This is a genomic window from Sedimenticola hydrogenitrophicus (assembly GCF_029017505.1).
Classification (GTDB): Bacteria; Pseudomonadota; Gammaproteobacteria; order Chromatiales; family Chromatiaceae; genus Sedimenticola; species Sedimenticola hydrogenitrophicus_A.
In genome coordinates, this window is the sequence record NZ_JAQGEI010000043.1 from 21,690 (window position 1) to 44,001 (window position 22,312).

Consider the following 22,312-nt stretch of genomic DNA (forward strand, 5'->3'; position numbering starts at 1 on the left):
TGGGTCGACCGGTTTTCCGGATACTGAAGGGACGGAGCGCTTTTTTTACCCGCCGCCCTCACGCATCAATGCCTCCGCCTGGCGCGCCGAAAGATAGCGCCAGGGCAGTGGCAACAGCCCCGGCACCCGCTCCCGGTAGCGGCGATAGCGCTCCCCGTGATAGACCAGCAGCTTGCGCTCCTCAAGCCGTGAGCCGAGGATGAAATAGCCGCTGATCAGCAGGCTGGAGAGCAGGAACACGCCATCCATGTCGCGGGTCCAGACCATCACCAGCGCCAGGAAGTACCAGGGGTGACGCACGAACCGGTGCAGCGGCGAGATATAGAAACGCTCCTGATCCTCGACCCGCCGCTCGCGCTCGCGCCACTGGCGCAGACCGAGAAACTCCGCGCCGTCGTAGTAACGCAGCGACCAGGCGAAGCCGCCGACGGCCGCCAGCGCCAGCCCGTTGGCCAGCCACCAGCCCGGACCCGTCCAGCGCCACAGAAAGTCGCCGTGCCAACGGTAGATCAGCAGCAGCGGCGGGATCAGCGAGATCACCGCCAGCAGGTTGAACCCCAGCCGGTAGAGCGGCATGTGTTCGGGCCAGCGCCGCGCCACCCGCTGCTTCAGCCACAGCGAGGCGGTGAACGAGTGCAGCAGGCCATACAGCGCCCAGACGGCACACATGATTACGATCTGTTCCCCAGTGAGATTCAACACGCGTCACCCCGCCCCCATTCCACCATTACCCGGTTTGGTCATCCTGACCGATCATCCCCTGCATCCCCGACAGGTGCGCCGCCGGGCGCTGTTGCGCCAGGCGACCGGACATTTTCCATAGCTGCGCGGCCATCCAAGGCCGGCCATCATATTTTATAGGCCGACTCCACCTGCTCCCGGGTCAACACCCCGTAAATGTGGCGGATGCCCGGCGCCGTCATACGTTCGACGTAGAGCGCCTCGGCCCCGCTGTCGAGCAGAGTCAGCGCCTCCTGCAGGGTCGCCTGGAGATAGATGGGCGCCACCTCGCTGCGCTGTGCCGGGATCGCCAGCAGGTCGATCTCGGGCGCGTCTGGCTCCGCCTCCGTCTTCAGGTAACGCACCAGGTCCAGCGCCGGCATCAGGCTCACCGGCCCCGCCTCCCCATGGATCAGCAGCCACTCCGGCGCGTCCCGCAGCAGGCGCTCGGCCTGGTCGCGGCTGAGCCGCCGCTCGGGGCGGGCGAACCGTCTGTGCATGACACTGGCGACACCGGCCCGACGCAACGCCAGCATCACCGGATTGGTATCATAATCCAGGCCATTGGCCCGCAGAAGGGTTAGAAAAAGCGATGGCTTGCGGAACAGTTCACTGACGGTCAGTCCCGCCACCACGATCACCAGCATGCCCGGCATGATGGTCTGGGGTGAATGGGTCAGCTCCATCATGGCGGTGAGCGCGGCCAGCGGCGCCTGCAGCGTGGCGCCCATCATCGCCCCCATGCCGAGCAGGGCGTAGAAGCCGACATCCAGCGTGTCGTGGTGAAACACCTGGGTGGCGATCTGGCCGGTGAGGCTGCCCAGGCAACCGCCCAGGAACAGCAGCGGCCCGATATTGCCGCCGGGCACCCCCAGCCCCAGGCAGGCCACGCTGGCCAGCACCTTGACCAACAGGATCGCCGCCAGCAGGGCGATACCCAACTCGCCCAGCAGGGCGCTGTTGACCGTGTCGTAGCCGATCCCCATGGACTGGGGCACCAGATAGCCACCAACCCCCATCAGCAGACCGGCCACCAGCATGCGCCGCCAGAACGGCACCCGGGCCACCCGTTCCGTGGTCGTCTGCATCAACTGGATGAACAGCGCCGACAACCCGCCGACCAGCAGTCCGAGCAGCAGCACCACAGGGATCTCCGCCAGTGACGGCAGGGTCAACGGCGGTATCTGAAACGCCGGGGCGTTGCCGAACACGGCAATGGAGATCCCGGTGGCCGTCACCGCCGCCAGGATCACCGGGATGAAGCTGGCCAGCGAGTACTCCATCATCACCACTTCCAGGGCAAAGATCACCCCCGCCAGCGGGGTATTGAACGAGGCGGCGATGCCGGCCGCGGTGCCGCAACCCAGCAGCGTGCGGATGGTGTTGTTCGGCAGCGAGAGGTGCTGCCCCAGCAGGCTGCCGGCAGCCGCCCCGAGCAGGATGTGCGGCCCCTCGCGGCCGACCGAATGACCGCTGATGATGGCGACGGCCGCGCCGACAAACTGCAGGACAAAGCTGCGCAACGTGAGATAGCCCTGGTGATAGGCCATCCGCTCCATCACACAGGTCACGCCCAGTACGGTCTCCCCCTTGGCGTAGCGCTGAAAGAACAGGGCGATGATCAGCGCGCCGGCGACCGGCAGCAGGAAACGCAGCCAGGGGGAGAGCGCCTCGTAGTTCTCGGCAAGGCCATCGGCCAGAAACCCCGCCTGGGTCTGTTCCACCACCAGGCGAAACAGCACAATCACGGCACCGGCGAGCAGGCCGGTCAGCAGACCCAGCAGGGAGAGTTGCAGCAGGGCGTCATGGCGTGACAGGTGCAGGCGCATCCGTTCCAGCCGATCGCCACCCCAGCGGTGGAGCTGTTGCCTCAGATTGTTTTTTATCATTGTGTTATAGCCTAGGGCTCGCGCAAAAATAAGTTTCGGTATTCGGTCGCCACTGGACCCCGCTGGCGGCGTTACGCTTTTTGCCAAGGGAACGGCCATTGCCTGCAAAGCGTGCCTTGCCAGCGGGGTCCAGTTACGCCCTCGGTACTGCGAAATTATTCTTGCGCGAGCCCTTATCCGACTTCAACATAGTCGCCGAATTCAATGCGGCTATCCGGCGGGTCCTTGGTCCCGCCGGATAACCCCGAACAGGAACAGCAGCATGCAGATCAACGCCCCGGAAAAATATCAGGTTGCCACAGAGCTGGAGATAATTCAGCAACATCTGCCGATCCAGGACAAGCGGCTCCTGGAACTGGGCTGCGGACGCGCCTGGATGACCCGCCAGCTGGCCGAACGCTTCCACCCCCGCCAGATCATCGCCACGGAGGTCGACATCATCCAGCAGGCGAAAAACCTGCTGATCGATGACCTCCCCGGCGTCTCGTTTCACGCCGGCGGGGCGGAGGCGATCGACCTGGAGGACAACAGCGTCGACGTGGTGCTGATGCTGAAATCGCTGCACCATGTGCCGCTGCCGCTGATGGGCCAGGCGCTGTCCGAGATCGCCCGGGTGCTCCGCCCCGGCGGCCTGGCCTACATCTCCGAGCCGGTCTATGCCGGTGAATTCAACGACATCCTGCGCCTGTTCCATGATGAAAAAACGGTGCGCGAGGCCGCTTTCGAGGCAATTCGACACAGCGTGGAGCAGGGCGAGCTGGCCCTGGTGCAGCAGATCTTCTTCAACGCCCCCGGCCACTACCAGGACTTCGCCGAGTTTGACCAGCGGATGATCCGCGTCACCCATACCCAGCACCGGATCGACGACGCCCTCTACGGACGAATCCGTGACGCCTTCAACCGCCACATGGGGGAGGACGGCGCCCACTTCCTCAAGCCCTCCCGGGTCGATCTGCTGCAAAAGCCGGTGTAGATGCCACGGGGCGGGTTCCATCCAGGCTACAAATGCCACTAAGGGCTCGCACAAGAATAACTTCGTAGTAGCGAGGGCGTCACTGGGCCATGCCGGCAAGGCACGCTTTGCAGGCAATGGCCGCTCCCTTGCCAAAAAGCGTAACGCCGGCGGAGGGGTCCAGTGGCGACCGAATACCGGAACTTATTTTTGCGCGAGCCCTGACCCATCCCGCCAAACTGAATCCGCCCCACGGATCCGCGGTCCATGCCGCGGAACAACCTTACTTATGTTAAAGTTTTTCTGGTTTATCAGTTGTTCCTGATATACAACGGTGATAGATTTAACGTTAATCATTCTTATTGAGATATCGCTGTCATGGACACCGCCGCCGTCGTTGCCAACCCGGTCACCCTGGACCACATCCCGGCCGGGGCGCACGCGTGTATCACCCGGATCCAGGGGGACAAGGGTCTGGCCAGGCGACTGCTCGGCCTGGGCCTGCGTGTCGGTTCCGAGATCAGTGTGCTGCAACAACGCCGCCGTGGCGTGGTGGTGGCCAGCGCCGGCACCCGGGTCGCCCTGGGCAGCAGTGTGGCGGACAAACTGCTGATGCAGCCGCTCGATCGATAGCAGCAGACCAAGACCGGGCTCCCCGGTCAGCGGAGGAGCCCGTGATCACCATCGCCCTGGGAGGCAACCCCAACTGCGGCAAGTCGGCCCTGTTCAACGCCTTCACCGGCATCCGCCAGAAGACCGGCAACTGGCCCGGCGTGACCGTGGACCGCAAGGAGGGGCGCTTCCAACTGGCGGGCGAGGAGGCGGCCCTTATCGACCTGCCCGGCATCTACTCCCTGGATGCCTCCTCCATCGATGAACAGGTGACCCGCGACTACCTGCTCTCCCGTGACGCCGAGCTGATCATCAATGTGATGGACGCCTCCAATCTGGAGCGCAACCTCTATTTCAGCGTGCAGCTGCGCGAGATGGGGATACCTATTATCGTCGCCCTCAACATGATGGATGTGGCCCGCAAGCGCGGCATCACGGTGGATATCGAGCTGCTCAGCCGGGAACTCGGCTGCCCGGTGATACCTGTGGTGGCGGTCACGGGCGAAGGGCTGGAGCCGCTGAAACAGGCGCTAAGCGACATGCTCGGCCAGACCGGCCAGGCCTTCCAGGTAACCCATGAGGCCTGTGTGGAACAGGCCATCAGCGAGCTCACCGCCGCCATCGAGGGGGTGCCGGTCGCCGCCAACCGACGCTGGCTGGCCCTCAAACTGCTGGAGAACGACAGCCACGCCTTGCACCTGGCCTGCGAACCGGTCCGCCCGCTGGTAGAGCGCTGGCAGGGGCTGATCCGCGACCGCGCCGGCGAGGATGCGGATATCCACATCGCCGACGCCCGCTACGGGCATGCCCATACCCTGGCGCAGCGGGTGATCCGCGAGCAGGGGAGGCTCGGCCACACCCTCTCCGACCGGATTGACCGGGTGGTGCTGAACAAGGTGGCCGGCATTCCGATCTTCATGCTGCTGATGTACCTGATGTTCATGTTCACCATCAATATCGGCGGTGCCTTCATCGACTTCTTCGATATCGCCGTGGGGGCGGTCCTGGTGGAGGGGGCGGACCACTGGCTGGGCGCCCTGGGGCTGCCGGCCTGGGCCCGGGTGTTCCTGGCCGACGGCCTGGGGGGCGGCATCCAGGTGGTCTCCACCTTCATCCCCATCATCGCCTGCCTCTACCTGTTTCTCTCGGTGCTCGAAGACACCGGTTACATGGCCCGCGCCGCCTTTGTCATGGACCGGGCGATGCGCACCATCGGCCTGCCGGGCAAGGCCTTCGTGCCGCTGATCGTCGGCTTCGGCTGCAACGTGCCGGCGGTGATGGCCACCCGCACCCTGGAGAACCAGCGCGAGCGCAAACTCACCATCCTGATGAACCCCTTCATGTCCTGCGGCGCACGCCTGCCGGTCTATGCCCTGTTCGCCGCCGCCTTCTTCCCCAGTAATGGCCAGAACCTGGTGTTTCTGCTCTACCTGGTGGGCATATTGATCGCGGTGCTGACCGGCATGATCATGCGCCGGACACTGCTCTCCGGCGAGAGCAGCGGCTTCATGATGGAGTTGCCGCCCTACCATCTGCCGACCCTCAAGGGGGTGATGCTGCGCACCTGGGACCGGGTCAAGCTGTTCATCCACGACGCCGGCAAGGTGATCGTGGTGATGGTGCTGGCGCTGAACGTCCTCAACTCCATCGGCACCGACGGCAGTTTCGGCAACCAGGACAGCAACCAGTCGGTGCTCAGCGAGATGGGCCGCTCGGTGACGCCGCTGTTTGCCCCCCTGGGCATCAAACAGGAGAACTGGCCGGCCACCGTGGGCATCTTTACCGGGGTGTTGGCCAAGGAGGTGGTGGTGGGCACCCTCGACTCCATCTACACCCGGCTGGCGCAACAGGATGCCGGCGCGGCCGGGGAGGAGGCCCCGTTCGATCTCTGGAGTCGACTGGGGGAGGCGGCGGCCACCATACCGGAGAATCTCGCCGCCATCCGCGACACCCTGCTCGACCCCCTGGGGCTGGATGTGGGGGATCTCAGTTCACTGGAGAGCGCGGCCCGGGCGCAAGCGGTCAACAGCGGCATCTTCGGTGCCATGGCGGCCCGTTTCGACGGCCAGGCCGGCGCCTTCGCCTATATGCTGTTTATCCTGCTCTATTTTCCCTGCGTCGCCACCATCGGTGCCATTGTGCGCGAAGCCGGGGGCGCCTGGGCCGGGTTTGTCGCCGCCTGGACCACCGGTATCGCCTACACCACCGCGACCCTGTTCTATCAAACCGCCACCTTCAGCCAGCACCCCGGCAGTTCGGCCGCCTGGATTGCCGGCCTGGGCTTGTTCATCGCCGCCGCCATCACCGGCCTGCGTATCTGGGGCCGCCGGGATCCGCCGATGCCGCCACTGGCGGACAAAAAGGCCGCCGCATAATGCTCTCCCGGATCAAGCACTATCTGCACAACCGGGGACCGGTCTGCCTGTCGGATATCGCCCTGCACCTGGGGTCGACCCCGGATGCCGCCCGCGGCATGCTGGAGACCTGGATGCGCAAGGGCAGGGTGACCCGCCGCACGATCGAGTCAGGCTGCGGCACCAGTTGCGGCAAGTGCCGGCCGGACGACACGGAGCTTTACGAGTGGGTCGACGGCGGAGCGGTTTAGCCACCGTGGATCAAGGCTGGCCCTTGCGGGACAGGCGGTAGGGTGGGCAAGTTTTTTGTGCCCACGCAGATGCGACCGAACCGAGTGACAGCGTGGGCACACACGACGTGCCCACCCTACAACTGCAACCCCGCCCCCGCCAGACAGACCGGCCGGTTATTTTTTCAGCCTGATCACCAGGCTGTTGATATTGTTCTGCGCCAGCCGGGCACGCAGGGTGTTGACCTGGCCGCTGGTATAGGGACCGCTGCGCACCCGGTGGAACACCTCGCCACCATCCAGGGTGAACTTCTGGATCTCGGCCTCGATCCCCACCAGGGCCAGGCTGGCCTTCAACTTGTCGGCGTCGGTGAACCTCCTGAACGAGCCCATCTGCAACATGTAGTAGGCGGACGCCGCTGCCGGCTTGGCGCCGGCGGCGACCACCGGTGCCGCCCCGCCAACCGCCCCATCAGCGGCCGGGGCCGCCACCGGTTGCTTCTCCGGTTCCGGTTCCGGGTCCGGCACCACCACCTCCATCTCCGGCAGGATGGTATAGAAGTCGAAGCGCGGCTTGGGCGCGGACGGGGCCTTGGGCGGTTCCGGCGCGCGCTTCGCCACCGCTTCGCGCGGGGCGCTGTAGGAGCGGTCGACCACCGCCGGCCGCGGCTTCTGCGGCCCCTCCGGGGTCAGCTTGAGCCACACCAGCAGGGTGATGAACAATCCGACCGCCAAGCCGCTGGCAAACCAGACCCAGCCGGACAGCGGCTGCTTGCGGCCCTTGTTCTGGGGTGTCGCCCGACTCTTGTAATCCCGCGGCATTACATCTTCTCCGGCGCGGAGACCCCCAGCAGATTGAGGCCGTTGCGCAACACCTGGCGCACCGCCAGGATCAGCTTGATACGGGCATCGCGCAACGCCCCGTCCTCCACCAGGAACTGGTGGGCGTTATAGTAGGTGTGGAAGTCGTTGGCCAGCTCCCGCACATAGTTGGTCAGCTGGTGCGGCTCCTCGTTCAGGGCCGAGGCCTCGACCACCTCCGGGTAGCGGGCCAGACTCTTCAGCAGCGCCTGCTCGTGGCTCTCGGTCAGCCGTTCCAGGTTCTCCCCGCCCGCGCTGATCTCCACCGGGATACCCTTTTCCGCCGCTTGGCGCAACACGCTGCAGACCCGGGCGTGGGCATACTGCACGTAGTAAACCGGGTTGTCGCTGGACTGGGACTTGGCCAGGTCCAGGTCGAAATCCATGTGCTGCTCGCACTTGCGCATCACGTAGAAGAAGCGCGCCGCGTCCGCGCCCACCTCCTTGCGCAGCTCCCGCAGGGTGACGAAGGAGCCGGAACGGGTCGACATCTGCACCCTCTCGCCGCCCCGATAGAGGATGGCGAACTGGACCAGCAGCACATCGAGCCGCGACGGGTCGTCGCCCACCGCCTGCATCGCCGCCTTGACCCGCGGCACATAGCCGTGATGATCGGCGCCCCAGACGTCGATCACGCGCTCGAAACCGCGCTCCAGCTTGTCCATGTGATAGGCGATATCGGAGGCGAAATAGGTGGTCTGGCCGTTGTCCCGCACCACCACCCGGTCCTTCTCGTCACCGAAATCGGTGGACTTGAACCAGAGGGCGCCGCCCTGCTCGTACACATGGCCGGAGTCGCGCAGCCGTTGCAGCGCCTTGTTCACCGCGCCCGATTCGGTCAGGCTGCGCTCCGAGTACCACTCCTGGTAGGTGACACCGAACTGGCCCAGGTCGTCGCGGATATCGTCCAGGATGGTGTTGAGGGCCAGTTCGAAGACATAGCGGTAACGGTTGTCGCCCAGCAGCTGCTTGGCCTGCTCGATCACGCCGTCGATATGTTTCTCCTTGTCGCCGCCGGCCGGCTCGTCCGCCGGCACGCCTGCAAATACCGCGTCGGCGGCTTGCCGGTAGCCGTCGCCGTGCTCGCGGTGCAGGGTGGCGGCGATATCCCAGACGTAGTCGCCGCGATAGCCGTTGGCCGGGAAGGGGATGGTCTCGTCGCACAGCTCCAGGTAACGCAGCCAGACGCTGGCGGCCAGGATATCCATCTGCCGGCCGGCGTCATTGACGTAATACTCGCGGTGCACGTCATAACCCACCGCCTCCAGCAGGTCGGCCACCACCGCGCCGTAGGCGGCGCCCCGGCCGTGTCCCACGTGCAGCGGTCCGGTGGGGTTGGCGGAGACGAACTCCACCTGGATACGCTTGCCCTGGCCCAGGTCACTGCGGCCGTACGCGTGGCCGCGGGCCAACACCTCGCCGACCACGGCTCGGTAGGCATCCTCCGCCAGGGTGAAGTTGATGAAGCCGGGGCCGGCGATCTCCACCCGGGCCACCGCCGGCGAGGCCGGCAGGGCGGCGATCAGCCGTTCGGCCAGCTCGCGCGGCTTGCAGCGCGCCGCCTTGGCCAGTACCAGCGCCACGTTGCAGGCGAAATCGCCATGGCGGGGGTCGCGGGTACGCTCGATGATCGGCTGCGGGGCGGGCGTATCGCCCAACCCGCCCGCCGCGGCGATCTCACCCAGGGCCTGGGAAACCAACTGCTGTATCAGGTTCTTCATCTTCTACTCAATGGAAAAACGGAAACGGATAAGGATACAACAAAGGTGGGGCTGTGGGGTAATGGTGTAGGGGCAGGCCCCTGTGCCTGCCCGGGTTGGTGCAACCGGTCAGCTGCCGCCGAACCGGGCGGAGCAGCCGCGGTCCAGTCGCAAAGCGGTGCGCCCATACCGGGAGCGGCCATTTGACCCCGCCGCCGGGGGGATCTACTGTACTTTAAGGATAGCGGGAGTCGATTCCCGATCACGCGAGGGAGCATGCCATGGCTAGCGAAAAGGGACTCTTTTTTCAGGACCCACCGCAGCTTACCAACACCTTTGAGGCCGATCCGTCATTGCGGCTGCAGCTGGAACGGCTGTTCCCGCCCGATCAACTGGAGAGCATCCTCCCGCCGCTTCGTGAACTCGGCGAACTCGCCGCGGGATCCCTGCAGGCCCTGGCGGTCGAGGCGGAACGGGATGAGCCGGAACTGGTGCAGTACGAGGCCTGGGGCCGGCGCGTGGACAAGGTGCGAATCAGCCCCGCCTGGCGTGAGATCCACCGGATTGGCGCCACGCAGGGCCTGATGGCGACCGCCCATGAAGCCCAACTCGGCTGGCGATCGCGCCTTCATCAGGCTGCGCTGATCCACCTGTTCGGTCCCAGCTCCGCCTTTGTCTCCTGTCCGTATGCCATGACGGACGGCGCCATCGCGGTTCTCAAGCGCTACGCCGATCCCGGTGACGCCGAGCGGCCGCTCCGCCACCTGCTGAGTCGCGACCCCGACGAAGCCTGGACCAGTGGCCAGTGGATGACCGAGAAGGAGGGCGGCTCGGATGTACGCCGCGCCAGCACCGTCGCCCGCCAGGAAGACGGTGTGTGGCGGCTCTACGGCAATAAGTTCTTCGTCTCGGCGGTCACCGCGGAGTGTGCGCTGACCCTGGCCAATGCCCAGGGCACACCCGATCTCTCACTGTTCTTTGTCCAGCCCTGGAACGCGGACGGGACGCTGCGCCACATCACCCTGCGCAGGCTGAAGGAGAAGCTCGGTACCCGCGCCCTGCCCACGGCGGAGATCGATCTTGAGGGTGTCGAGGCGCGCCTGGTCGGCAAACCCGGCGACGGCGTGCGCCTGATCGCAACGGTGCTCAACCTGGCGCGTTTTCACAACACCCTGGCGGCGACCGGGATCATGGCGCGCTGCCTACAGCTTGCCAAGGACTACGCAGGGCGGCGCGTGGCCTTCGGCCGCCCACTGATCGAGCAGCCATTGCACCTGGAGACGCTGGCGGGGTTGCAGGTCGAGTACGAGGCGGGCCTGGCCATCGCCCTGCGCCTGGCCGAACTGATCGGCAAGGTCGAGACCGGGGTCGCCAGCCCGCTCGAGGCGGGCGCCTGCCGACTGCTGACGCCGGTCGCCAAACTGGGCACCGGCAAGCAGGTGGTGCGCGTGGCCAGCGAGGCGATCGAGGCGATCGGCGGCATGGGCTACATCGAGGAGACGAATCTGCCGCGCCTGCTGCGTGACGCCCAGGTGCTGCCGCTGTGGGAGGGAACCACCAACGTGCTGAGCCTCGACGCGCTGCGGGCGATCGCCCGGCAGGACGCGTTGCGCCCGTTCCTCGAGGACACCCTGTTGCGGGTGGCACAAGCGACCACCCCCGAGCTGGACGACGCGGTCAAGTCCGTGCGGACGGCCGTCAAGGCCCTGGGCAGGCATGCCGAATCGATGGCCAAGGGCGGTCGTTCCGACAGCGAGGCCGCGGCACGCCGTTTCGCCCTTGGCCTGTTCAACACCTATGCCGCCGCCCTGCTGACCGAGGCGGCCGACTGGGAGGTGAAGCACGGGCGATCCCGCCGCCTGGCGGTCGCCGCCCGCCGCTGGATCGGGCGGGGACTCACGGATCTGGCGGCGACTGACGAGAAACACCGCGCGGAGAGCCGGCTGCTGCTGTGACCCCGCTATCCGTGGCTCACCTCTAAAACATCTCCTGGGGATCGACATCGATCGACCAGCGCACGCGCCGGGCCGACTTGAGCTTTGCCAACTGACTCACCCAAACGCACAGCAGCCGCTGCAGATCGGCGCGCTGATCGGCCTGCAGCAGCAGGTGGGCACGGTAACGCCCGGCCCGTCGCTCCATCGGCGCCGGCACCGGCCCCCAGAGCTCGACCCGGCCCCCGGCGAGCGTCTCCGCCAGGCCGGCGGCCTCCTCCAGAAACTCCCGGGGCGCTCCCTCCCGGGACGCCTCGGCGCGCAGCAACGCCTGATAACTGTAGGGTGGAAAGGCGGCCGCTTCGCGCTCCGCCAGCAGTTCCGTGGCGCAGGCGGCGTAGCCTTGGCTGACCAGCCGCTGCATCAGCGGATGGTCGGGATGACGGGTCTGGATCAGTACCCGGCCCGGCTTCTCGGCACGCCCGGCCCGGCCGGCCACCTGCACGACCAGTTGGGCCATGCGCTCGGCGGCGCGGAAATCGGCCCCGAACAGCCCCTGATCGACGTCCAGAATACCCACCAGGGTCACATCGGGAAAGTGGTGCCCCTTGGCCAGCATCTGGGTCCCCAGCAGCAGTGAGTACTTACCCTGGCGAATCCCGTCAAGCAGCCGGTCGAGACTCCCCTTGCGGCGCGTGGTATCGCGGTCGATGCGGGCAATCCCCGCCTCCGGAAAATAGCCGGCCAGCACCTCCTCGACCCGCTCGGTGCCCTGTCCCAGGGTGCGCAGATCGGCATCGCCGCACTCCGGGCACTTGGACTCCTGGCGGCGCTGCGAACCGCAGTGATGGCACCAGAGCAGCCGGCTGGCGGCATGCAGGGTCAAGCGCGCGTCGCAGCGGCGGCACTGGGCGACCCAACCGCAGGCGTGACAGGTGACGATCGGGGCGTAGCCGCGCCGGTTGATGAACAGCAGCGCCTGGTTGCCCGCCGCCAGGGTCTCCCGCAGCATGCGCAGCAGCACCGGCGACAGCCCCGCCTCCAGGCGCACCGAGCGGATGTCCAGCAGATCCAGGCGGGCGGGCTGCGCCTCGCCGGCCCGCTGTGTCAACCGCAGGTGCCGGTAGCGACCGGCACGGGCATTGTGCAGGCTCTCCAGCGAGGGGGTGGCGGAACCCAGCATCACCGGACAGCCGCTGCGCTGGGCGCGGATTACCGCCAGGTCGCGGGCGGAGTAGCGGAAACCCTCCTGCTGTTTGAACGAGAGATCGTGCTCCTCGTCCACCACAATCAGGCCCAGCCGCGGCAGCGGCGTCAACAGAGCGGAGCGGGTTCCCAGCACCACCGCCGCCTGCCCCAGCCGCGCCAGGTGCCAGGCGCGCTCGCGCTCGCCGGCCGCCAGCCCGGAATGGAGCACGGCCAGGCCCATCCCCAGGCGCCGCTCGAAGCGGCGGATCAACTGCGGGGTCAGACCGATCTCGGGGACCAGCACCAGGGCCTGGCGGCCGGCTGCCAATGCCCGCTCCACCAGCGCCAGGTATACCTCGGTCTTGCCGCTGCCGGTCACCCCGTCCAGCAGATAGCTGCCGAAGCACGCCAGGTCGACCGCCGCGACCGCCGCCTGCTGGTCGGCATTGAGTGGCGGTGGCGGGTGGCCGGTCGGCGCCGCCCTGACCTCCGCGGGCAGGCGCTCGTCCAGCGTGATCCAGCCCTTGCGTTCCAGCGCCTGCAGTGCCGGCCGGCCGCCCCCGCCGGCCTGAAGAATCTGCTCCTGGCCCAGACTGCCGCCGGACTCCAGCAGCAGCGCCAACAGTTCGGCCTGCCTCGCGGCGCGCCCGAGCGCAAGCGGATTCTGCCGCGCGCCCAGGGCGGTCAGTGACCAGATCCGCTGCAGCACCGGGAGCGGTGGCTCCCCCTTACGCAGCCGCAGCGGCAGGGCGTTGGCGACCACTTCGCCGATCGGGTGCTGGTAGTAGCGGGCTGCCCAGCACAACAGCGCCAGATCGGCGGCGGAAAACAGGGGGGCGGCATCCAGCAGGGCGAGGGCTCGCTTCAGGCGCCGCCCATCGGCATCCGCGGCGGTGACCACCTCCAGCAGCACGCCGCAGCGCTCCCCACGACCAAACGGCACCCGCACCCGCACCCCGGGGAGCAACTGCTCGGTGGAAGTGTCGGCGGGCGGCAGATAGTCGAAACTGTGGTGCAGCGGGGCAGGCACAGCCACCCGCAGGATCTGTTGTTCAGGCATGGCGGAATGCTACCTGACTCCCGGCGATTTAACACTAGCCGTCCACGCTCACCGGGTATCGGGGCTAACTAAATTCTGCACAAAATCCGCTAACTGCCTATTTCATAAAAATAATTGTGTTTATCCACAGAAGCTGTGGATAACTCTGTTGAAAAACCGTTGGAACTGGCCGCAAGACCCGTAAATCATTACATTTCTGTTAATCTGACAAAAAAACCACCAACAGAAACAAATAATTAATAAACAATAGGTTACATAACTTTAGCATTCACTGATAAAACAAAGCGGCCCGTTCAGCCCGGCGCGCCACTTGCTGCACCGCAACTGTGCATAACAGCGGGAAGACGGATCGCTTGTTTTTCCCTTGTCAACCACTTTTTACACTTTTCGACCCGCTTCCAGCGGCCGCGGGAGCGTGCCTGATCACTGAAAAAAGATACCCGGCCAACACCCCGGCAGTCGCCCACCGATCGACCCGGCGGCGCAGCCCATCCGGGCCAGACAGCCCCGGGTCGGGGCCATTTGCAACCATTTTCGAACTATGCTAACTAAATGATCAGTTACCAGGGCTTTTTGACATGGCAGGGCTTCACCAACTGATACTGCGTACCGATCTGGCCGGCATGCCACTTGAGTGGGTCGACTATCGGGACGCCGTGCGCTTGCACTTTCTGGACCAGATCGCCTATACCTGTGGCCGGGTACTCTACCGGGTGCATGGCGGCATCAATGCCAGAACCCACCGCCAGAGCCATGTCGACGTCAACTCCATCATCGCCACCCATGGCAACAGCCGGGCACTGGAGAAGATGCGCACCGGCTATGTCCCGCCACTGAACAACCAGACCCTGTTTCAGCGGGATGGCCATATCTGCCTCTACTGCGGTGAGCATTTCCCCAAAAAACAGCTCTCCCGGGACCATGTCCGCCCCCTGAGCCTGGGCGGACCGGATCACTGGAACAACGTGGTCACCGCCTGCATCCGCTGTAACAACCACAAGGCGGGCCGCTCCCCGGAAGATGCCGGCATGCAGCTCCTGGCCATCCCCTTCATCCCCACCCATGCCGAGTATATCTATCTCCAGGGACACAACGTGCTGGCGGACCAGATGGAGTTTCTGCGTGCCCATTTTCCCCGCTCCAGTCCGTTGCGCCGGCGCCTGGACAGATATCCGTCCACCCGCCGTCCGGAATGAAGGCGTGGAACGCCGTCCTGCAGCACATCGCCCGGCGGATCACCGGTGCGGTGGCCACTGAATTCGGCTCCCGGCCCTTGAGCGGCGGCTGTATCAACCAGGCCATCAAACTCACCCTCCGGGACCGGGCATACTTCGTCAAACTCAATCGGGCCGACAGCCTGGCGATGCTCGAAACCGAGGCGGCCGGGCTGGAGGCCCTGGCCACGGCCGGGGCAATTCGCACGCCGGGAGTGGTCTGCAGCGGGCAATGGGAGGATCACGCCTATCTGGTCCTGGAATATATCCCGCTGCAGAGCACCGGGGATCAGGCACTGGCCGGCCGCCAGCTGGCCGCGCTGCATCGCGCGACCGGTCCCCATTACGGCTGGAAGCAGGACAACTACATCGGCGCCACTCCCCAGCCCAATACGCCCGACGACAGCTGGGTCGAGTTCTGGCATGGACAGCGCCTGGGGTTCCAGCTGGCCCTGGCCGAGCGGCGGGGATACGGGGGAGCGCTACAGGTAGCGGGCGCGCGCCTGCTGGGGCGGCTGCCCGCGCTGCTGGACCACAATCCGCCGGTTTCGCTGCTGCACGGCGATCTTTGGTCGGGCAATCTCGGTTATGACCGCAACGGTGCGCCGGTGATCTACGATCCGGCCGTCTATTACGGCGACCGCGAGTGCGACCTGGCCATGAGCGAACTGTTCGGCGGTTTCTCCGAACGTTTTTACCACGCCTACGACGAGGCCTGGCACCTGGACGCCGGTTACGCCACCCGCAAAACCCTCTACAACCTCTACCACATCCTCAACCATTTGAACCTGTTCGGCGGCGGTTACGGCCAGCAGGCGCTGGCGATGATCGACCGGTTGCTGGCGGAACTGGGTGATTGAGCCGCCTTCGGCCCATCCGTTAATTAAGTCAGCACCTTCCCACCCAGGCCCGACGCCCCGGCACAACAGTGCACACGGAAACCGAATGAAAGATTGACTTGGAGCAATTAACCATGCCAGTACTAAGCTTATTATTAGTACGGTTCTAAAAAATCACTTAACTACAGTTTATTGGGGTATTTATCGTGAACCACACTATTCAGCTTGTGCTTGGATGCACTGTTTTTACCGCTGCTGGAATTTCAACCAGTTGGGCGAATGAGCCCATTTCCCCCATCGCTCCTGTCAAGGAGATCAATATGGCCCAGGTCGAGCTGGGCAAGAAACTCTTCTTCGACCCGCGTCTCTCCAAGTCGGGATTCATCTCCTGCAACTCCTGCCACAACCTGAGCATGGGCGGCACCGATAACCTGAAGACCTCGATCGGACATAACTGGCAACAGGGACCGATCAACGCCCCCACGGTGCTGAATTCGAGCATGAACGTCGCCCAGTTCTGGGACGGGCGCGCCGCGGACCTGAAGGCCCAAGCCGGCGGCCCGATCGCCAACCCGGGCGAGATGGCCTCCACCCACACCCTGGCGATCGACGTGCTGGAGTCGATCCCCCAGTACGTGATTGAATTCAAACAGGTGTTCGGCACTGACAAGATCACCATCGACGAGGTGACCCAGGCCATTGCCGAATTCGAGAAGACCCTGGTGACCCCAAACTCCCGCTTCGATCAGTGGCTGCTGGGCAACCGGGATGCCCTGACCGCGAATGAATTGGATGGCTACAAGTTGTTCAAGGCTAGTGGCTGTACCGCCTGCCACAACGGCCCGGCGGTCGGTGGTTCCTCTTTCCAGAAGATGGGTGTGGTGGAACCGTATCAAGCCAAGAGCCCGGCGCAGGGTCTCAGCGGCGTAACCGGCAGGGACGCGGACCGCTTCAAATTCAAGGTCCCCACCCTGCGCAACGTGGAGATGACCTATCCCTACTTCCATGACGGCGAGGCCGAGACCCTCACCGAGGCGGTGGACCTGATGGGACGGCTGCAGTTGGGTAAAAAGTTCACCGACGCTGAGAACACCAAGGTGGTCGCCTTCCTCAAGACCCTGACCGGCGATCAACCGTCATTCATGATGCCGGCCCTGCCGCCGTCGACCGACAAGACCCCGCAACCCACACCGTTCGACTGAGGAGCCCAGCGGCACGACAAGCCCGGCCATTGGCCGGGCTTTTTTGTCCAGGGGTAACTACTCACCCGGTCTGTAAGTGAGTAGTTACGTCCAGGGATGGACTTATGCCGCGGAGGCCAGGAGGAGTGGTACAGGGATGTACCGTTTACGGAGCCGAGGATGCAATGGCCGGGAGCGGCTTTGTCCAGGGAATGATGCGGTTCGCAAGCTCACCGGCATCCATGATGTCTACACCACCGACAACCACCGTAGTCAGCAGCAGCGGCTTTGCCCCTCCTCAATGCTGCAGGATCTGGCTGAGGAACAGCTGGGTGCGGTCGGACTGGGGGTTGTTGAAGAATTCGTGGGGTTCGTTCTCCTCGATGATTTCACCGGCATCCATGAAGATCACCCGGTTGGCCACGGTCTTGGCAAACCCCATCTCGTGGGTTACGCAGAGCATGGTCATGCCGCTCTCGGCCAGTTCGATCATGGTGTCCAGCACCTCCTTGATCATCTCCGGATCGAGCGCCGAGGTGGGTTCGTCGAACAGCATGACATGCGGATTCATGCACAGACTGCGGGCGATCGCCACACGCTGCTGCTGACCGCCGGAGAGCTGGCCCGGATACTTCTTGGCCTGCTCCGGGATCTTCACCTTCTCCAGGTAACGCATGGCGGCGGCCTCGGCCTCCTTGCGCGGCAGCTTGCGCACCCAGATCGGCGACAGGCAGCAGTTCTCCAGCACGGTCAGGTGCGGAAACAGATTGAAGTGCTGGAACACCATCCCCACCTCCTTGCGTACCTGATCGATATGCTTCACGTCGTCGGTCAGCTCGGTGCCGTCGACGATTATCTGCCCCTGCTGATGCTCTTCCAGCCGGTTGATGCAGCGGATCATGGTGGACTTGCCGGAGCCGGAGGGCCCGCAGATCACAATCCGTTCGCCCCGGTTCACCGCCAGATTGATATCCTTAAGGACATGAAACTGGCCATACCATTTATGCACCCCGCGCAGTTCGATGGTCACATCACCCGTTGCGCGCGGCTTGCCGCCTGGGTTGTCGGTCTCAGACATACTGTATCTCCAACTCTTGCCTTGTTTTGATGGTTACCGGGTGTGGCCGGTATGCAGTTTCTTTTCCAGTGCCATGCTGTAGCGTGACATGCTGAAACAGAAGACCCAGAAGATGCTGGCGGCGAACACATAACCCTCGATGGAGTATCCCAGCCAGTCCGGATCGGCGAATGCCTGCTGGATGATCGCCAGCAGATCGAACAGGCCGATGATCAGCACCAGGGTGGTGTCCTTGAACAGGGCGATGAAGGTATTGACGATCCCGGGGATCACCAGCTTCAGCGCCTGGGGCAGGATGATCAGCCCCATGCTCTTCCAGTAGCTGAGCCCGAGCGCCTCCGCCGCCTCGTACTGCCCCTTCGGTATCGCGGCCAGACCGCCCCGCACCACCTCGGCCATGTAGGCCGACTGGAACAGGGCGATACCGATCATGGCCCGCAACAACTTGTCGAAGTTGGTCCCCTCGGGCAGGAACAGCGGCAGCATCACCGAGGACATGAACAGCACGGTGATCAGCGGCACCCCACGCCAGAATTCGATAAACACCACACAGACCGATTTGACGATCGGCATCTTCGAGCGCCGCCCCAGCGCCAGCACGATGCCCAGCGGCAGCGAGGCAACAATGCCGACACCGGCCAGGATCAGGGTCAGGCTGAGCCCGCCCCAGCGGCTGGTCTCCACATGGGTGAGGCCGAAGTTGCCGCCGGAGAAGAGCTGGAAGGTGATGATCGGATAGACCACCAGGATGAATATCGCCAGCTTGCCCTTGTGCTGAAACTGTTTGATGAACAGGGGTATCGCCAGCACGATCAGCAGCCCGAAGGCCAGATTGATCCGCCAGTACTGGGACTCGGGATAGAAGCCATACATGAACTGATTGATGCGCACCTTGACAAACACCCAGCAGGCACCTTCGCCCCCGGCACAGGCCTCGCGGCTGTCACCGACCCAGGTGGCCTCCAGAAAGGCCCAGCTGATGATGGGTGGCACCGTCAGGTAGAGCAGGTAGATGGCAAACAGGCTCAATGCCGCATGCAGGGGCGAGGAGAACAGATTGCTCCGCAACCAGCCGAGCACGCCTACATTCAGGATCGGCGGCGGCATATCGGGATGGGGGGTATGTACGCTCATGGATTACCTCTCCACCAGTTGGATGCGTTTGTTGTACCAGTTCATGAACAGCGAAATGGAGAGGCTGATCGCCAGGTAGACCGCCATGGTCATGGCGATCACCTCGACCGCCTGGCCGGTCTGGTTCAGGGTGGTACCGGCAAACACGGCGACCAGATCCGGATAGCCGATGGCGGTCGCCAGCGAGGAGTTCTTGGTCAGGTTCAGGTACTGGCTGGTCAGCTGGGGAATGATCACCCGCAACGCCTGGGGAATGATCACCAGGCGCAGTGTCGGGCCGGGCCGCAGCCCCAGCGCATGGGCCGCTTCCGTCTGCCCGTGGCTCACCGCCAGGATGCCGGAGCGCACCGCCTCGGCAATGAACGTCCCAGTGTAGATACTCAAGGCCACCAGCAGGGCCGCCAGTTCCGGGATGACCACCATCCCGCCGCCCATATTGAAACGCTGCAGCACCGGCATGTCCCAGCTCAACGGCGAACCCATCATCAGGAAGGTGAGCAGGGGCAGACCCAGCACCAGGCCGATGGCGGCATACACCGTATGGAACGGCTGCCCCGTTGCCTCCTGCCGTTGGTGCGCCCAGCGGGCCACCAGGACGGCGGCGGCAATTGCCACCAGCAGCGCAACGACCACCAGCCAGAAGCCCTGTTCATAGATCGGGCTGGGCATATAGAGGCCGCGATTATTGAGAAACAGCGTGTCGTTAAAGATCATACTCTGGCGCGGTCCGGGCAGCGGCCGAAGCACGGCGAAATACCAGAACATGATCTGCAGCAGCAGCGGGATATTGCGGAACACCTCGATATAGACCGTGGCCAGTCGTGAGATGATCCAGTTTCGCGAGAGCCGCGATACCCCCATGATGAAACCGATGATGGTGGCAAAGATGATGCCCAAACTGGCGACCAGCAGGGTATTCAGCAGCCCCACCAGAAAGGTGCGGCCGTAGGTGTAGGTCTCATCGAAGGGGATCAGGGTCATCAGGATGCCGAACCCCGCCTCGCTGTTGAGGAAGCCAAAACCGGTACTGATGCCGCGCTGCTGCATGTTGTGGAGGGTGTTCTGAAAGATGGTGTAACCGAAGAATACGATGCCCGCGATCAGCAGCATCTGGAAAAACAGTGAACGGACCGCTGGCCGTCGCCAGAACGCCGCCTTCGCCGGTTCTGGCACTACCCGTTGTTCATCCGCCATAAAAATACCTTCAGGGCAGTTAAAACAGTAAGCCACGGAGCGGCATCACACCACCCCGTGGCCTCCTTAAACGCGCCGGGGCACGATGATTAACGGATAGGCGGAGCGTACTGCAGACCACCCTTGTTCCAGAGCGCGTTCTGCCCACGCGCGATCTTCAGCGCACTGCCCTGACCCACATTGCGCTCGAAGGCCTCGCCGTAGTTACCGACCTGCTTGATGATATTGGTCGCCCAGTCGTCGGCGAGGCCAAGCCCGCCGCCCTTGATGCCCTCCTGACCCAGCAGGCGACGGATGTTGGGATCGCTACTGGACATCATCTGCTCGACATTGGCGGAGCTCACCCCCAGCTCCTCGGCATTCAGCATGGCGAACAGCGACCAGCGGACAATCTTGTACCACTCCTCATCACCCTGGGCGGTGACCGGACCCAGCGGCTCCTTGGAGATCACCTCGGGCAGCACCAGGGCACCATCGGGATTGCCCAGTTTGATGCGCAGGGCATAGAGCTGGGACTGATCCGAAGTCAGGGCGTCGCAGCGCCCCGAGTCGAAGGCCTTTACGGTTTCGTCGGAGGAGTCGAAGGTGACCGGCGTATAGGACATGTCGTTGGCGCGGAAATAATCGGCCAGGTTGAGCTCGGTCGTGGTGCCGGCCTGGATACAGAACGAGGCGCCATCCAGTTCCAGCGCGCTCTTCACGCCCAGTTTCTTGGTGACCATGAAGCCCTGTCCGTCGTAGTAGTTGACACCGGCGAAATTGAGGCCCAGGGACGAATCGCGGGTCAGGGTCCAGGTGGTATTACGGGAGAGCATGTCGATCTCACCCGATTGCAGGGCGGTGAAGCGCTCCTTGGCGGTCAGGGGTGTATATTTGACCTTACCGGCATCGCCGAACACGGCTGCTGCCACGGCGCGGCAGACATCCACATCCAGGCCCGACCAGTTGCCCTTTTCATCGGCACTGGAGAACCCGGGTAGGCCTGTACTTACGCCGCATTGCACAAACCCTTTCTTCTTGACTCCGTCGAGGGTTGCGCCGGCAAAGGCGTTGCTTGACATGACCGCGGTCAGAGCGACCGCGGAGGCGATTACATGAATTTTCTTCATGGTACTGTGTTCCCCTTGTGAGAGATATTGTTGACATCGGTTTGATGTTTTCCGGTACGTGCAGCTCTACTGCATGCCCCGCGCCGATCCTCCTCGGCAACGACGGCGGCGCACCCCCTTCCCGGTCGAGATCAGACGTTTATCCAAAAACGCTAAAGTACTGATACACAACATGGTAAAGTCAAATAAACTCTAGCCCGCCTGCGTACGATCTGCAAGCCTATTCGAAAGTTCGGGAAAACTTCGGTTGTTGCGGCGCAATAAAGCCGATACGGTCCATATTAAGGTATAAACTGCCGTCTAATCCGGCAAATTCCCGATTCAACCATAAAATCCCAATGGCCATCCGCTGCGCCGCAGCAACCAATCGGGCCGGCAAACGCGCCGCCCAGGCGGTCGACTCAGCCGCCCTCCGGTTGCGCCCGTACGGCCATCAAGGTCTGCAGCGCGGTGGCGCAGAGCATTTCCCGCCCCTGTTCAACGGCCAGGATCTCGATCTCCGTGGTGGTCAGCGAACGGCCGGCGCGGACCACCCGGCCGCGGCCGATCAGGCGCTCGCCGCGACCCGGCGCGACCATATTGGTCTTGTACTCCACGGTGACTATCCACATCCCCTCCGGGAGCAGGCTCCAGCCGGCAAACCCTCCGGACACATCGGCCAGGGTGGCGATGGCCCCGCCATGGAAATAGCCGTGGTTCTGACTGATATCCTGCCGGTAGGGAAGCTGCAGCTCACAGAACCCGGGTTCGATCCGGCACAGCTCCACGCCCAGCGCTGCCAGCATCGCCTGCCCGGCAAACGCCTCCCGCACCCGCTGGACGTAGTCCGGATTACGCGGTTCGAAGGTCAGGGAATCACTGTGGCGACACTGTCTCATCGGTTCTCTCCAGTCACTGCCGGATCAACCTTAAGTCACGTTAACGTTAACGTCAATAATTTCGCTCCCGGCCTGTTCGGCCTGTTAAGGGGTCCGGCCTGTTAAGGGGTCAGTGTTAAGGGGTCAGTGTTAAGGGGTCAGTGTTAAGGGGTCAGTGTTAGTGTTAAGGGGTCAGTGTTAGTGTT

General features: G+C 64.0%; 18 protein-coding genes. 8 read left to right on the forward strand and 10 right to left on the reverse strand.

The annotated features are described in order from the left end of the window. Window positions 1-45: 45 nt before the first annotated feature. Both O9K64_RS20710 and O9K64_RS20715 read right to left on the reverse strand, forming a co-directional pair. Window positions 46-702 (reverse strand): hypothetical protein, encoded by a 657-nt coding sequence (locus O9K64_RS20710; protein ID WP_335342332.1) that lies wholly within the window; start codon window positions 700-702, stop codon window positions 46-48. Window positions 703-848: 146 nt separating this feature from the next. Then, window positions 849-2,609, reverse strand: coding sequence for a chloride channel protein (locus O9K64_RS20715; RefSeq protein WP_275100015.1), 1,761 nt, complete (start codon window positions 2,607-2,609; stop codon window positions 849-851). 262 nt (window positions 2,610-2,871) lie between these two features. Between O9K64_RS20715 and O9K64_RS20720 the strand changes: the two genes are divergently transcribed. From O9K64_RS20720 to O9K64_RS20735, 4 genes are all read left to right on the forward strand, one after another. After that, entirely contained in the window at window positions 2,872-3,582 is a 711-nt protein-coding gene (locus O9K64_RS20720) for a class I SAM-dependent methyltransferase (RefSeq protein ID WP_275100016.1), read from the forward strand. Window positions 3,583-3,939: 357 nt separating this feature from the next. Next, window positions 3,940-4,194: a FeoA domain-containing protein gene (locus O9K64_RS20725; protein ID WP_275100017.1), complete on the forward strand. Its 255-nt coding sequence runs from the start codon at window positions 3,940-3,942 to the stop codon at window positions 4,192-4,194. Window positions 4,195-4,235: 41 nt separating this feature from the next. After that, window positions 4,236-6,548 (forward strand): Fe(2+) transporter permease subunit FeoB, encoded by a 2,313-nt coding sequence (gene feoB / locus O9K64_RS20730; protein ID WP_275100018.1) that lies wholly within the window; start codon window positions 4,236-4,238, stop codon window positions 6,546-6,548. Continuing rightward, on the forward strand, window positions 6,548-6,778 hold the full coding sequence (locus O9K64_RS20735) for a FeoC-like transcriptional regulator (protein ID WP_275100019.1): 231 nt from the start codon (window positions 6,548-6,550) through the stop codon (window positions 6,776-6,778). The genes feoB and O9K64_RS20735 overlap by 1 nt, the downstream gene beginning before the upstream one ends. A 156-nt stretch (window positions 6,779-6,934) precedes the next feature. Here O9K64_RS20735 and O9K64_RS20740 read toward each other — a convergent pair whose 3' ends face one another. Then, window positions 6,935-7,579 carry an SPOR domain-containing protein gene (locus tag O9K64_RS20740; protein WP_275100020.1) on the reverse strand — a complete coding sequence of 215 codons (645 nt, stop codon included), beginning with the start codon at window positions 7,577-7,579 and terminating at the stop codon, window positions 6,935-6,937. After that, on the reverse strand, window positions 7,579-9,339 hold the full coding sequence (argS, locus tag O9K64_RS20745; protein WP_275100021.1) for an arginine--tRNA ligase: 1,761 nt from the start codon (window positions 9,337-9,339) through the stop codon (window positions 7,579-7,581). Before argS ends, O9K64_RS20740 begins: the two co-directional genes overlap by 1 nt. Before the next feature lie 260 nt (window positions 9,340-9,599). On the opposite strand from argS, the gene O9K64_RS20750 reads away from it, so the two are divergent. Next, window positions 9,600-11,273 carry an acyl-CoA dehydrogenase family protein gene (locus O9K64_RS20750; RefSeq protein ID WP_275100022.1) on the forward strand — a complete coding sequence of 558 codons (1,674 nt, stop codon included), beginning with the start codon at window positions 9,600-9,602 and terminating at the stop codon, window positions 11,271-11,273. 22 nt (window positions 11,274-11,295) lie between these two features. Here O9K64_RS20750 and O9K64_RS20755 read toward each other — a convergent pair whose 3' ends face one another. Continuing rightward, window positions 11,296-13,500 (reverse strand): primosomal protein N', encoded by a 2,205-nt coding sequence (locus O9K64_RS20755; RefSeq protein ID WP_275100023.1) that lies wholly within the window; start codon window positions 13,498-13,500, stop codon window positions 11,296-11,298. Between the two features lie 578 nt (window positions 13,501-14,078). On the opposite strand from O9K64_RS20755, the gene O9K64_RS20760 reads away from it, so the two are divergent. From O9K64_RS20760 to O9K64_RS20770, 3 genes are all read left to right on the forward strand, one after another. Further along, on the forward strand, window positions 14,079-14,696 hold the full coding sequence (locus O9K64_RS20760) for an HNH endonuclease (RefSeq protein ID WP_275100024.1): 618 nt from the start codon (window positions 14,079-14,081) through the stop codon (window positions 14,694-14,696). Beyond that, window positions 14,693-15,574, forward strand: coding sequence for a fructosamine kinase family protein (locus tag O9K64_RS20765; RefSeq protein WP_275100025.1), 882 nt, complete (start codon window positions 14,693-14,695; stop codon window positions 15,572-15,574). The genes O9K64_RS20760 and O9K64_RS20765 overlap by 4 nt, the downstream gene beginning before the upstream one ends. A gap of 299 nt (window positions 15,575-15,873) precedes the next feature. Continuing rightward, a complete protein-coding gene (locus O9K64_RS20770) occupies window positions 15,874-16,755 on the forward strand; it encodes a cytochrome-c peroxidase (RefSeq protein ID WP_335342333.1) in 882 nt (293 codons plus the stop codon). Between the two features lie 277 nt (window positions 16,756-17,032). On the opposite strand, the gene O9K64_RS20775 is transcribed toward O9K64_RS20770, so the two are convergent. The 5 genes from O9K64_RS20775 to O9K64_RS20795 all read right to left on the reverse strand — a co-directional run bounded on the left by O9K64_RS20775 (window position 17,033) and on the right by O9K64_RS20795 (window position 22,127). Then, a complete protein-coding gene (locus tag O9K64_RS20775; protein WP_275100026.1) occupies window positions 17,033-17,812 on the reverse strand; it encodes an amino acid ABC transporter ATP-binding protein in 780 nt (259 codons plus the stop codon). Window positions 17,813-17,845: 33 nt separating this feature from the next. After that, entirely contained in the window at window positions 17,846-18,946 is a 1,101-nt protein-coding gene (locus O9K64_RS20780) for an amino acid ABC transporter permease (protein ID WP_275100027.1), read from the reverse strand. Between the two features lie 3 nt (window positions 18,947-18,949). After that, window positions 18,950-20,140: an amino acid ABC transporter permease gene (locus O9K64_RS20785; RefSeq protein ID WP_275100028.1), complete on the reverse strand. Its 1,191-nt coding sequence runs from the start codon at window positions 20,138-20,140 to the stop codon at window positions 18,950-18,952. Between the two features lie 89 nt (window positions 20,141-20,229). Further along, window positions 20,230-21,249, reverse strand: a complete 1,020-nt coding sequence (locus tag O9K64_RS20790; RefSeq protein WP_275100029.1) for an amino acid ABC transporter substrate-binding protein — start codon at window positions 21,247-21,249, stop codon at window positions 20,230-20,232. 401 nt (window positions 21,250-21,650) lie between these two features. After that, entirely contained in the window at window positions 21,651-22,127 is a 477-nt protein-coding gene (locus O9K64_RS20795; RefSeq protein ID WP_275100030.1) for a PaaI family thioesterase, read from the reverse strand. Between the last annotated feature and the right edge of the window lie 185 nt (window positions 22,128-22,312).

Excerpts from the sequence above, each read along its gene's own strand:
- O9K64_RS20715 (WP_275100015.1), bottom strand. The coding sequence starts at position 2,609 with ATGATAAAAAACAATCTGAGGCAACAGCTCCACCGCTGGGGTGGCGAT.
- O9K64_RS20720 (WP_275100016.1), top strand. The coding sequence starts at position 2,872 with ATGCAGATCAACGCCCCGGAAAAATATCAGGTTGCCACAGAGCTGGAG.
- O9K64_RS20725 (WP_275100017.1), top strand. The coding sequence starts at position 3,940 with ATGGACACCGCCGCCGTCGTTGCCAACCCGGTCACCCTGGACCACATC.
- O9K64_RS20735 (WP_275100019.1), top strand. The coding sequence starts at position 6,548 with ATGCTCTCCCGGATCAAGCACTATCTGCACAACCGGGGACCGGTCTGC.
- O9K64_RS20740 (WP_275100020.1), bottom strand. The coding sequence starts at position 7,579 with ATGCCGCGGGATTACAAGAGTCGGGCGACACCCCAGAACAAGGGCCGC.
- argS (WP_275100021.1), bottom strand. The coding sequence starts at position 9,339 with ATGAAGAACCTGATACAGCAGTTGGTTTCCCAGGCCCTGGGTGAGATC.
- O9K64_RS20750 (WP_275100022.1), top strand. The coding sequence starts at position 9,600 with ATGGCTAGCGAAAAGGGACTCTTTTTTCAGGACCCACCGCAGCTTACC.
- O9K64_RS20755 (WP_275100023.1), bottom strand. The coding sequence starts at position 13,500 with ATGCCTGAACAACAGATCCTGCGGGTGGCTGTGCCTGCCCCGCTGCAC.
- O9K64_RS20760 (WP_275100024.1), top strand. The coding sequence starts at position 14,079 with ATGGCAGGGCTTCACCAACTGATACTGCGTACCGATCTGGCCGGCATG.
- O9K64_RS20765 (WP_275100025.1), top strand. The coding sequence starts at position 14,693 with ATGAAGGCGTGGAACGCCGTCCTGCAGCACATCGCCCGGCGGATCACC.
- O9K64_RS20770 (WP_335342333.1), top strand. The coding sequence starts at position 15,874 with ATGGCCCAGGTCGAGCTGGGCAAGAAACTCTTCTTCGACCCGCGTCTC.
- O9K64_RS20775 (WP_275100026.1), bottom strand. The coding sequence starts at position 17,812 with ATGTCTGAGACCGACAACCCAGGCGGCAAGCCGCGCGCAACGGGTGAT.
- O9K64_RS20780 (WP_275100027.1), bottom strand. The coding sequence starts at position 18,946 with ATGAGCGTACATACCCCCCATCCCGATATGCCGCCGCCGATCCTGAAT.
- O9K64_RS20785 (WP_275100028.1), bottom strand. The coding sequence starts at position 20,140 with ATGGCGGATGAACAACGGGTAGTGCCAGAACCGGCGAAGGCGGCGTTC.
- O9K64_RS20790 (WP_275100029.1), bottom strand. The coding sequence starts at position 21,249 with ATGAAGAAAATTCATGTAATCGCCTCCGCGGTCGCTCTGACCGCGGTC.
- O9K64_RS20795 (WP_275100030.1), bottom strand. The coding sequence starts at position 22,127 with ATGAGACAGTGTCGCCACAGTGATTCCCTGACCTTCGAACCGCGTAAT.